The sequence below is a fragment of the Streptomyces sp. NPDC017991 genome, from assembly GCF_044328075.1.
Classification (GTDB): Bacteria; Actinomycetota; Actinomycetes; order Streptomycetales; family Streptomycetaceae; genus Streptomyces.
In genome coordinates, this window is record NZ_JBIRGP010000012.1 from 345101 (window position 1) to 357227 (window position 12127).

The 12127-nt window shown below is 70.1% G+C and carries 8 protein-coding genes; 7 read left to right on the forward strand and 1 reads right to left on the reverse strand.

The genetic code is table 11. From position 1 onward, the window contains the following. Nucleotides 1-303: 303 nt before the first annotated feature. The 5 genes from ACH4DZ_RS32220 (at nt 304) to ACH4DZ_RS32240 (ending at nt 8916) form a co-directional block, all read left to right on the forward strand. Nucleotides 304-2463 (forward strand): RICIN domain-containing protein, encoded by a 2160-nt coding sequence (locus ACH4DZ_RS32220; protein WP_398291129.1) that lies wholly within the window; start codon nt 304-306, stop codon nt 2461-2463. A 14-nt stretch (nt 2464-2477) separates the two neighbouring features. Further along, on the forward strand, nt 2478-2963 hold the full coding sequence (locus tag ACH4DZ_RS32225) for a hypothetical protein (protein WP_398291089.1): 486 nt from the start codon (nt 2478-2480) through the stop codon (nt 2961-2963). 90 nt (nt 2964-3053) lie between these two features. Further along, entirely contained in the window at nt 3054-4967 is a 1914-nt protein-coding gene (locus ACH4DZ_RS32230; RefSeq protein WP_398291091.1) for an AMP-dependent synthetase/ligase, read from the forward strand. A gap of 115 nt (nt 4968-5082) precedes the next feature. Then, nucleotides 5083-5685 carry a hypothetical protein gene (locus ACH4DZ_RS32235; protein WP_398291093.1) on the forward strand — a complete coding sequence of 201 codons (603 nt, stop codon included), beginning with the start codon at nt 5083-5085 and terminating at the stop codon, nt 5683-5685. 207 nt (nt 5686-5892) lie between these two features. Then, on the forward strand, nt 5893-8916 hold the full coding sequence (locus ACH4DZ_RS32240; protein WP_398291095.1) for a glycosyl hydrolase: 3024 nt from the start codon (nt 5893-5895) through the stop codon (nt 8914-8916). Between the two features lie 129 nt (nt 8917-9045). Here ACH4DZ_RS32240 and ACH4DZ_RS32245 read toward each other — a convergent pair whose 3' ends face one another. Beyond that, nucleotides 9046-9558: a pep a2 gene (locus tag ACH4DZ_RS32245; RefSeq protein WP_398291097.1), complete on the reverse strand. Its 513-nt coding sequence runs from the start codon at nt 9556-9558 to the stop codon at nt 9046-9048. Between the two features lie 309 nt (nt 9559-9867). On the opposite strand from ACH4DZ_RS32245, the gene ACH4DZ_RS32250 reads away from it, so the two are divergent. Together ACH4DZ_RS32250 and ACH4DZ_RS32255 are read left to right on the forward strand one after the other, a co-directional pair. Then, nucleotides 9868-10158 (forward strand): DUF5133 domain-containing protein, encoded by a 291-nt coding sequence (locus ACH4DZ_RS32250; RefSeq protein WP_398291131.1) that lies wholly within the window; start codon nt 9868-9870, stop codon nt 10156-10158. 67 nt (nt 10159-10225) lie between these two features. Beyond that, a partial coding sequence (locus tag ACH4DZ_RS32255; RefSeq protein ID WP_398291099.1) for an alpha-1,4-glucan--maltose-1-phosphate maltosyltransferase occupies nt 10226-12127 on the forward strand: 1902 nt, incomplete at its 3' end.

A 12127-nucleotide genomic window follows, 5' to 3' on the forward strand; every position in this document is an offset into this window, starting at 1 on the left:
ACGGGTATCGCGGACCGCCCCTCCAGAGACCGTGCCGCCTTCAATTCCTTGCGGACTCCGGGCGATTGCCGGCCGTCTTTGCTTCACATCTTGACGCGCTTGGTTCAGACCTTTAGGTTCACCGATCGCCGAGATTCCACGAATGCGCTCATCATTCATGTCCGTGAACGTATTCATGAACGCCGTTCTCTCTCCCCCCACCCCCCACGCACAGGAGAATCCGTGTTCGGATCGACAGGATCACCAGCCGGATCGTCAAGATCACCAGGCCGCCGGATACCCACGCTGCTCTCCGTCCTCGCCCTGGTGGCGTCGGCGGCGGGTGCCGTGGCGGCGGCCCCGCCCACGCCGCGTGCCGAGCGGGCCGCTGCGGCCCTGCCCACCGGCTGGGTCACCGTCGTCAACGCGGGCAGCGGCAAGTGTGTCGACGCCCGGGCCGCCGGGACGGCCGACGGCACCGCCGTCCAGCAGTACGCGTGCAACAGCAGCCAGGCCCAGCAGTGGCAGCTGCGCGACACCACCGACGGGCGGGTACGGGTCGACAACCGCGCCGACGCCACTAAGACCTGGGACGTCGCCGACGTCTCGGTCGCCGACGGCGCGGCCGTGCAGCTGTGGACGTACGGCGGCGGGACGAACCAGCAGTGGCAGCCCGTCGCGGACGCGACCGGGACGACCTATCGCTTCGTGAACCGCAACAGCGGCAAGTGCCTCGACGTGCCGAGCGCGTCGACCGCCGACGGCGTCCAGCTCCAGCAGTGGACCTGCAACGGCTCCGCGGCCCAGTCCTTCCGCGTCGACCCCGTGGATGTGCAACAACCGCCCGGCACACCGGATCTGGGCCCGAACGTCACCGTGTTCGACCCGTCCACCCCGGCCGCCACCATCCAGAACAGCCTCGACGCGGCCTTCGCGCAACAGGAGACCAACCAGTTCGGTACGGCCCGCAAGGCCTTCCTCTTCAAGCCGGGCACCTACGCCGCGAACGCCGATGTCGGCTTCTACACCCAGGTCGCGGGTCTCGGCCTCTCCCCCGACGACGTCGACATCCGCGGCGCGGTGCACGCCGAGGCCGACTGGTTCCAGGGCAACGCCACCCAGAACTTCTGGCGCTCGGCGGAGAACCTGTCCGTCACACCGACCTCCGGTACCGACCGCTGGGCCGTCTCGCAGGCGGCTCCGTACCGCCGGATGCATCTGCGCGGCAACCTCCAGCTGGACGACGGCGGCTGGTCGAGCGGCGGCTTCATGGCCGACACGAAGATCGACGGGCAGGTCAGGTCGGGCTCGCAGCAGCAGTGGCTGTCGCGGAACACCGAGTGGTCGAGCTGGACGGGCTCCAACTGGAACATGGTCTTCGTCGGGTCGCAGAACGCTCCCGCGAACAGCTTCCCCAGCCCTCCGTACACCACGGTCGACCGCACACCCGTCTCCCGTGAGAAGCCCTTCCTGTACGTCGACGCGGCGGGCGCCTACAAGGTGTTCGTCCCCGCCGTACGCACGGACTCGCGCGGCACCACCTGGGCGGCCGGCACTCCGGCGGGTTCCTCGCTGCCCCTGTCGGACTTCTTCGTCGTCAAGCCCGGCGCGACGGCCGGACAGCTGAACGACGCCCTCGCACAGGGCAAGAACCTGCTGGTCACCCCTGGTGTCTACCACCTGAACCAGACCCTGAAGGTGACCCGCCCCGACACCGTCGTGCTCGGCCTCGGCCTCGCGACGCTCATCCCGGACAACGGCGTCACGGCGATGACGGTCGCGGACGTCGACGGCGTCAAGCTCGCCGGGATCCTCTTCGACGCGGGGACCACCAACTCGGCGCAGCTCCTGGAGATGGGCCCGAGCGGCTCCTCCGCCGATCACGGCGCGAACCCCAGCTCCCTGCACGACGTGTTCTTCCGGATCGGCGGCGCGGCCGTCGGCAAGGCCACCACCAGTCTCACGGTCAACAGCGACGACGTGATCGGCGACCATCTGTGGATCTGGCGCGCCGACCACGGCAACGGCGTCGGCTGGAACACCAACACCGCCGACACCGGGCTCGTGGTCAACGGCGACGACGTCACCATGTACGGCCTGTTCGTCGAGCACTACCAGAAGCACCAGACGATCTGGAACGGCAACGGCGGGCGCACGTACTTCTACCAGAACGAGATGCCGTACGACCCGCCCGACCAGGCGGCCTGGATGAACGGTTCGACGCAGGGCTACGCCGCCTACAAGGTCGCGAACTCCGTGACCAGTCACCAGGTGTACGGCTTCGGCAGCTACTGCTACTTCAACGTGAACCCGGCCGTCACCGCGGAACACGCCATCGAGGCGCCGAACACGGCGAACGTGCGCTTCCGCAGCATGGTGACGGTCTCGCTCGGCGGCACCGGCACGATCCGCCACGTCGTCAACGACCGCGGCGGCCCGTCCAACTCCACCACCAACGTGGCCAATCTCGGCAGCTACCCGTGATCGCGGAGCGGTACGTGGGACGCCGCGCACATCAGCAATGGCCCTGCTGTCACCGGCAGTTCCTCGGCAGCGGCACTTTCAAGTCGAACACCTGGGGTCCGACGTCGGCCACTCCGCGGCTGGAGGACCGCACGCACGTCCCGACCGGGAACCTGCCCGCCACCTTCGCGTCGCCGGTCAACGAGTGGTACAGCTGGTCGAACGACCTACGGCGCAATCCGGACATCAGGATCCTGGCTTCCATCGACCCGAGCAGCTTCCCGGTGGGCACTGATCCGAACCACACCTGGTACAGCGGCTGCCACCCGGTTCCGTGGACCAACACGAAGTACCGGATGCTCTGCGCGAACGCCAATCACAACGCGAGGGACCACGCGTCCGACACCCCGCTGTCGTCCACCTTCGCCAGTGCCTTCCGGAACCGTTTCCCGCTCGACGGACCGAAGCGGCTCGGTGGCGCAGCGCAACGAGATCAGGACAGGTCGATCGTCCGTTCGTGACCCAACTCCCGCCGTCGTGGGCTAGATTTCGAACGCCCTCGGTTCCGGACTCCATCGGAGGGGCGCTCTGAGGAGATTCTGGAGCGGCACATGCACCCCTTGGAAGTATCCAGACAGGCCTCGCCCCTGATGCAGGGCGGGCTCGCGGACAGTCTCTTCGAGACAGCCGAACGCGATCCCTACCTGCCGCAACTGGCACGCCGCTCCGACACCTCTCCCGCGGCCTGGTCGCAGGTCACCGCGACCGAGCTGCGGGACCAGGTGGTGGACGTGGCACGGGGCTTCATCGCGGCCGGGATCTTCCCGGGCCACCGCGTGGCCGTCATGGCACGCACCCGCTACGAATGGACCGTGCTCAGCTACGCGCTGTGGACGGTGGGCGCCGAGATCGTCCCGATCTATCCGACCTCCTCGCACGAGCAGGTCGCGTGGATCCTCCAGGACGCGAGCTGCGTCGCCGTGGTGGTGGAGGACGAGCAGGGCATCATGACGGTCGGCTCGGTGTGCGCCACGCTGCCGACCCTGCGGCACGTCTGGCAGCTCGACGCCGGGGCGCTCGCGGACCTGACGGAGTCGGGCCTTTCGGTGCCGGTCACCACCGTCGAGTCGATGCGCCGGATCGTGCTGCCGGACTCGACGGCCGTCATCGCCTACACCTCGGGCACGACGGGACATCCCAAGGGCTGCGCGCTGAGCCACAGCAGCCTGGCGAGCCCCTGCGACACCCTGCTGGCCGGGTGGGGACACACCGCCGCGCCGCCCGGGCAGCAGCCCGCCGTCCTGGCCTTCCTGCCCTTCTCCCACGTGTACGGCCTCATGATCCAGGGGCTGTGCATGCGGGGCGGGATCCTCATGGGCCACGAACCCGACCTGCGCGCGGAGGCACTGGCCGACGCCCTGCTGTCGTTCCGGCCCACCTATCTCTACGCCGTCCCGTACGTCTTCGAGAAGCTGTACAAGAATTTCCTCCGCAAGGCCGAGGAGGCGGGCAAGGGCGCCCTGTTCGAGCGTGCCGTGCGTACCGCGCAGGACTTCGCGGCGGCGGCCGAGCGACAGCGGCTGGGCACGGGTGCGGGCCCGGGCCTCGAACTGCGGCTGCAGCACGCCGTCTACGACAAGACGGTGTACCGCAAGCTCCGCGCGGCCCTGGGCGGAAGGGTGTGCGGCGCCGTGTCGGGCGGCTCCCCGCTCAACCGTGAACTGGCGCTGTTCTACTCGGGGATCGGGATCTTCGTCCACGACGGGTACGGGCTCACGGAGACGAGCGGCGGCATCACGGCCCAGCCCGTCGGCCGGGAGAAGTTCGGCACCGTGGGACAGCCGCTGCCCGACACGGAGATCCATGTGGCCGACGACGGGGAGATCCTCGTCCGGGGGCCCTCGGTGTTCCAGGGCTATGTCAACGACGAGGAGGGCAACCGGGCCGCGCTCCACAACGGCTGGCTGGCCACCGGTGACATCGGCAGGCTCGACAACGAGGGCTATCTGAGCATCACCGGCCGCAAGAAGGACATCGTCATCACGAGCGGCGGCAAGAGTGTCGCTCCCGCGGCTCTGGAGGAGCGCCTGCGGGTCCATCCGCTCGTCCACCAGGCGGTCGTCGTGGGTGACAACCGGCCCTGCGTGGGGGCCCTGATCACCCTCGATCCCGAGTACCTCGCCCACTGGCGCTCGGTGCACGCCGTACCGGGCGACGCCCACGACCGCGAACTGCGCGAGGAGCACGCCCTGCGGGAGGAGATCAACCGAGCTGTCGGCGCGGCCAACTCCACCGTGTCGCGCTCGGAGTCCATCCGGGTGTACCGGGTGCTGCCGGAGGCGTTCGACCTGGCCAACGGGCTGCTCACGCCGTCGATGAAGCTGCGCAGGGACGCCATCGCGGACCGGTACGCGGCCGAGATCGAGGCGATGTACCAGTCGTCGTCGCGCACTCCGCGTGCCCTGCCCCCCGTGCCCACCGGCGATCCCTTCGGCTGGGACGAGACGGACAACGTCTTCGGGTGAGCCGGCGCCCACGGGCCGTGATCCCATGGACCGTGCCCGCACAGTTCGGTGCGGGCCCACCGTCGTGACGGCGCCGAGGGCCACGCGACGGGAGCCGGGAGCCGGGGGGAAACACATGCGACGAGTACGGGGCGACCGCTGGCCGGCCCGGGTGGCGACGGCGGCAGCGGCAGCGGTCGCACTGCTGGCGTCCACCGCTGCCTGTGGGGGCACGGACACCGGAGCGGGGGGCGCGGGCGCCGGGGACACCCACAGCGGCTCCCCCACCCCGTCGCACGCCCGTTTCGTCCAGGACATCGAGTGGTCCGACGGCGGCCGTGTGGGCATGTACTACGCGGCCGGGCGCGGCCTCATGGAGCAGCACCAGGACACCGCGGGCGGACCGTGGAGTAAGCCCCGGCCGGTGTACGCGACCGAGGGCGACGCGTGCCGGAGCATCACGCTCAAGGCCTTCCGCGACACGGTCACGGCGATCGCCAACTGGGGTGTGTACTGCGCGGACGGCGAACCGCCGACGGAATCGGTCGCGGCCGTCGGCACCCGGAACCTGGCGACCTGGGACACCAGGGCGACCGAGGACTTCGACGGCTGGGAGAAGGCCGCGACCGTGGCCGGCACCGAGGACCTGCTGTTCACGAGATCGTCCACCGAGTGGCTCACCCGGCTGCGCTGGAGCCCGACGGGCGGCTTCGGCGACGTGGAGAACATCCGCCGTTAGACGGCCCTGACGACGCCGTACGGCCGAGCGGCCAAAAAATTTGTGTCGTGCACGCTTCTTGACGGCTCTCGATCGAGCGACTTACTTTCGCAGCGATTAAAACGATTCAACTCCCCGGGCCCTTCAGGGGGTCCTCTTTGTGCTGCCCTCCAGGCTCCACGCCACAAGCCGGCTCCAAGCCTCAAGCTCCAAGAGTGGACAAGAACCATGAACGACCACACCGCAGTGCCCCGGACGGGTCTCCCGCGCCGTACCGTCCTCGCCGCGGCGGCGGCCACGGCTGCCGCCGCCGGCGTCATCGACTGGGCGGCGCCCGGCAGCGCCTCGGCCGCGACCCCGGCCGCCACCGCGGGAGCCGCCGGCTCCTCCTCCCTGCGTTTCGCCGAGCCGGGCCGCGCGGTGCGCCCGAAGTTCCGCTGGTGGTGGCCCGACGGCCTGGTGCAGCCGGACGAGATCAGACGGGAGATCGACCAGATCGCCGACGCGGGCTTCGGCGGCGCCGAGATAGCCGCCGTCCACCACAGCGTCACCGACACCTCCTCCCTGGACACGGCCCGCCACGGCTGGGGAACCGCCGCCTGGGTCGCGGGAGTCGAGGCCGCGCTGAGCCAGGCCGCCCGGCGCGGTCTCACCATCGACCTCACCGTCGGGCCCAGCTGGCCCGCCGCCGTACCCGGCATCACCCCCGACAGCGACGCGGCCGTCAAGGAACTGGCCCACGGAGCGGCCACCCTGGCCCCGGGCGCCACGTTCTCCGGGCCCGTTCCGAAGCCCGTCCACGAGGCTGCGGCCGGTGTGACCGCGCAGCGGCTGCTCCTGGTGCAGGCGGCCCGGGTGAACACCGCGAACTCCACCCGCAAGGAGACCGGCCTCGACCTGGACTCGGTCCGCGATCTCACCTCCACGGTCACCGGCGGCGCCCTCGACTGGACCGCGCCCGACGACGGCACCTGGGTGGTGATCGCGTACTGGGTGCGCGGCTCCGGCCAGACCCCGGAGGCCGGACCGCACACCGACCCGCCGGCCTACGTCGTCGACCACTTCAGCGCGGCCGGCACCCGCGCGGTGACCGACTTCTGGGAGAAGCACATCCTCACGAAGTCCGTGCGCCGCCTGCTGAAGGTGTCCGGCGGGGCGCTCTTCGAGGACTCCATCGAGCTGGAGACCGACGGACTGCAGTGGACGCCGGGCCTGCCCGACGCGTTCCGCGAGCACACCGGCCGGTCCCTGCTGCCGCTGCTGCCCGCCCTGGTCCTGGACAACAGCAACCAGGTGTACGCCTTCGAGGCCGCCGTCACCCGCCAGATCCGGCACGACTTCTGGGAGACGGTCTCCACCCTCGTCAACGAGCACCACTTCACGGCGCTGCGCACCTGGGCCCACTCGCTGGGCCTGGAACTGCGCTCGCAGCCCTACGGGTTGCAGACCGACGCCATCGCCACGGCCGCGATCCTGGACATCCCGGAGGGCGAGTCCCTGGGCTTCAAGAACCTCGACGACTACCGGTGCCTGGCCGGCGGCCGTGACATGGCGGGGCACACCGTGCTCTCCTGCGAGGCGGGCGCGTACACGGGCGGCGCGTACAGCACCACGTGGCAGAAGTTCCTGCGGACCATGGGCGGCGCCTACGCCGCCGGGGTCAACCAGACGGTCGTCCACGGCTTCTCCTACGCCGAGTTCCCGGGCGTCAACTGGCCGGGATACGCGGCCTTCACCCCGTACAAGGGTGTGGCCGGTTACGGCGAGTCCTGGGGTCCCCGGCATCCGACCTGGAAGCACGTCTCGGACGTCTCCGGCTACCTGGGCCGGGTCCACCAGGTGCTGCAGACCGGCAGGGCCAAGGCGGACGTGGCGGTGTTCCGGCAGACCGGCTACACGGCCACCGGCATCGGCGCGTCCTGGTTCACCGCGACGGGCATCACGCTCGGCTGGAGCCACCAGTTCCTCAGCGGCCCGCTCCTCGACCTGCCGTCCGCCGTCGTGCGCAAGGGACGGCTCGCCCCGGACGGCCCCGCGTACAAGGCCCTGTTCGTCGAGGGCGACTTCTTCTACGGGTCCACGGTGACGCTCGCCCTGCGGGACGCGCGCGCCCTGCTGCGGTTCAGCCGCGCCGGACTGCCGATCGTGCTGCTCGGCGCCTGGGACACGGTGGTGCCGCCCGGCGTCCCGGACACCGGCGAGGGCGACGAACTGCGGTCCGTGGTCAAGGAGTTGCTGGCCCGGCCGCTGGTCCGCACGGTCACCGACAAGACCTTGGTCGGTGACGCGCTCACCGCGCTCGGAGTGCGGCCCGACGTCGGGTACGCGACCGCGTCGACCCTCCTCAACGCCCACCGGGTGGCCGACGGTGTCGACTACTACTACCTGTGCAACGGCAAGCACGCCGAGACGGTCAAGCCGGCCGTCGCCGCGATCGACCACGAGGTCACCCTGCACCGCACCACGGCCAAGGGTGTGCCGTACCTGCTGGATCCGTGGACCGGGAAGGCGGAGCGCGTCGCCCGCTACACGGAGGACGGCGACTCGGTGACCGTGCGGGTGACCCTGCAGCCCGCGGAGACCCTCATCGTGGCGATCGGCAGGCCGGGGCTCTTCGGTGACCGCAACGGCTCCCGCCCGTACGCCGTCGGCAGCGAGGCCGAGGAGGTGCGCTTCACCGACGCCGGTCTCACCGTGCGGGCCACGACCGCGGGCACGTACCGGACCACGCTTTCCAAGGGACGCGCCGTCAGCGCCACGCTGAAGGACATCCCGGAGCCGATGGAACTGACGTCGTGGCGTCTGCGTGTCCAGGACTGGCGGCCGGGCGCCTCGGCGACGAAGACCACCGTCGTCGAACACGAGGTGACGCTGGACTCGCTGGTGCCCTGGTCGCAGATCCCCGAGCTCGCGGATGTCTCGGGCATCGGCCGCTACCGCACCACCGTCACGCTCGGCGGCGGCTGGACCGGCGGGCACGGCGCACGTCTGGAGCTGGGCTCGGCGACCGACACCTGCCGGGTCACGGTCAACGGCCACCGGCTCGACCCGGTCGACCAGATCCATCCCGTGGTGGACCTGGGCGACCTGCTCGAACGCGGCACGAACACCATCGAGGTCGAGGTGGCCACCCCACTCGCCAACCGCCTGCGCATCAGCGACCCCGCTGTGTACGGCGGTCTGACCCGGGCGGCGTACGGGCTGCTGGGGCCGGTCCGGCTGGTCCCGTACGGGGAGGCCCGGATCGCCTGATCGGACCCATGGCCGACCGGCCGCCGTGCCTGCGGCGTCCGGTCGACCGGCCTGTTCCGGGCGGCACGTCGTCGGCCCGCGATCGCCGAGGCGGTCGCGGGCCGAACGGTCGCCGTCACCCGGTCGTCGTCACTCGGTCGCCGCACCCACCAGTGGGCCTTCGGGCACCGGCGCGGCCAGGGCCGGTACCGGCAGCTCGCGGGGTGTGTGCCGGGATTCGCGCAGGCTGGGCGCGGGCGCGGTCGGGACCAGCGGGGCGCGTTCCCTCGCACGGGCCCGGCGGGAGAACCAGACGATCCGTCCGCCACCGCCCGTGGCACAGCACCCCCAGCCGTCGCTCAGCGCGGCGACGTGCGCCAGCCAGCCCCGCGTCGCGGACTCCGGGTGGGACTTCCCGTCGATGTCCGCGATCGCGGTGATGAGGTGCTGGCCGTTCCACCACATCTCCAGCGTGGTGTTCTTGTCCGTCGCGTGCGCGTCGATCGTCCGCAGCAGCAGCTCCGCGCAGTGGCAGACGGGCTCGACGAGGTTCTCCAGGTCCCAGTACCGGAGATGGGCGGCCAGAATGCGCCTGACCTGCTCGACCCGCTCCGGACTGACCTCCACGTCGAGGTGGTAGTAGCAGGGGACTACGGTCTTCATCGTCGTTGGCTCCTCACCGGCAACCGGCGAAGCTCTCGCTCCTCATCGTCCCGGTGGACCTGGCTCTGAATGCAGAGCGTGAGCAGTGATCGCTTCTGAGTCATTCCCAGAGTGCGAGCGGTACTCCATTCGTGCAACCCGAGCGATGGCCCAATGTCGTTGAAACGACAACAGGACGTTGAGTGGCTGCACGTGCACCATGAGTGAAGGTGTCGGCCGCCGTAGTCGGTCGATACCTCCGCGTGCACGGTCATCACGCACAACCGGGCGAACCGTGCGCATCCGAGGGAATGGAAGGTGACCAGTGAGATGCTGCTGCCTGCCAAAGACGAGGTCGCCAGGCTGCTGGAGCTGTACCGGGCCTGGGAACGCATGATGCTCGCGGCCCCCGCCGACCACGGCGCACGAGGCAATTTCGAGGACACGGGCTACACGCTCTGCGTCCTCATGGGCAAACGCTGCGCACGTGAGGCCGTACACGCCGCCGAGCGCTATCTGTCGGCCAGTTCGGCCCGGCGCCGCGAACGGGCCGGTCACGGCCCGCCGATCGGCGCGCTTCCGGGACATTCCGACCCACTCGCGGTGAGCCCCGCGACCTAGGAAGACCCCTCCGAGCCGTGGGCGACCGCGGACCTGGACCAGGACATCGACGACGGAGATGAATCACATGACCGAGAACCCGGCCGGCGGCCACGTCCCCCCTGTTGGCCGCACGACCGTCGTTCAGATCGGCCGCGTCCCCGTCGTCGACGTCCGTCCGGCCGTCGACCGCGGCAACCGCCCCGCGAAGGCGGTGGTGGGTGAGACCTTCCAGGTCAGCGCCACACTGTTCGGCGAGGGCCACGACGTGGTCGCCGCGAACGTCGTGCTGTGCGGCCCCGACGGGCGCACCGGCCCCTGGACTCCCCTGCGGGAACTGGCCCCCGGTACGGACCGCTGGGGCGCCGACGTCACGCCCACCGCGATGGGCGAGTGGACCTACTGGGTGGAGGCGTGGTCGGACCCCGTGTCCGCCTGGCGCCGGTCGGCCCGCATAAAGATCCCGGCCGGCATCGACGTGGGCCTGGTCCTGGAGGAGGGCGCCGAGTTGTACGAGCGGGCCGCCTCCGGTGTGCCGCGCGACGCCGGCCGAGCGGCGGTCCTGACCGCCGCGGACGCCCTTCGCGACGATGCCCGGCCCCCGTCCGCCCGGCTCGCCGCCGCCCTGACCCCGGACGTGGACACGGCACTCGCCGGGCACCCCCTGCGGGAGCGGATCACGCGGTCGGCCCCGCTTCCCCTGCTGGTGGAACGGGAGCGGGCGCTGTTCGGCTCCTGGTACGAGTTCTTCCCGCGCTCGGAGGGCGCGGTGGTGGAGCCCGGGAAACCACCGGTCAGCGGCACTTTCCGGACGGCGGCCCGGCGGCTGCCCGCGATCGCGGACATGGGTTTCGACGTCGTCTATCTGCCGCCGATCCACCCCATCGGTACGACCTTCCGCAAGGGACCCAACAACAATCTCTCGGCGAATCGTGAGGATGTCGGAGTCCCCTGGGCGATCGGTTCGCCTGAGGGCGGGCACGACGCCGTCCACCCCGACCTCGGCACGATCGACGACTTCGACGACTTCGTGCGCGCCGCGACCGCTCTGCGGCTCGAAGTCGCCCTGGACTTCGCGCTCCAGTGCTCACCCGACCACCCGTGGGTGGAGAAGCATCCGGAATGGTTCCGGCACCGGGCGGACGGCACGATCGCGTACGCGGAGAACCCGCCGAAGAAGTACCAGGACATCTATCCGATCGCCTTCGACGAAGACATGCCGGGCCTGGTCGAGGAAACCCTCGGCATTCTGCGGTTCTGGATGAGTCACGGCGTGCGGATCTTCCGTGTGGACAATCCGCATACGAAACCGGTCATGTTCTGGGAAGAGGTGATCGGGGAGATCAATCGCACCGATCCCGATGTGATCTTCCTGGCCGAGGCGTTCACCCGCCCGGCGATGATGAACACCCTCGGCGCGGTCGGTTTCCAGCAGTCCTACACGTATTTCACCTGGCGCAACACCAAAGAAGAACTGACCGAATACCTCACCGAACTCTCCGGTGAGGCGGCGGCCCATATGCGCCCCAACTTCTTCGTCAACACCCCCGACATCCTCCCGGAGTTCCTTCAGCACGGCGGCCGGCCCGCTTTCGAGATCCGGGCCGTGCTGGCGGCGACACTCTCGCCCACCTGGGGGATGTACGCGGGATACGAGCTGTGCGAGAACACCGCGGCGAGAGCCGGTACCGAGGACTATCTCGACTCGGAGAAATACCAGTTGCGGCCGCGGGACTGGGAATCCGCCGAGCGGGCGGGCACGTCCCTCGCACCGCTCATCGGTTCGCTGAACAGGATCCGGCGGGAACATCCCGCACTGCGCCGGCTCCGGAACGTCCACTTCCACCACGCCGACAACGACGCCGTGATCGCGTACAGCAAGCGCGACGGCACGGACACGGTTCTGGTGGTCGTGAACCTCGACCCCCACCACACCCAGGAAGCCACGGTCTCGTTGGACATGCCACGACTCGGCCTCGACCGGCACGCG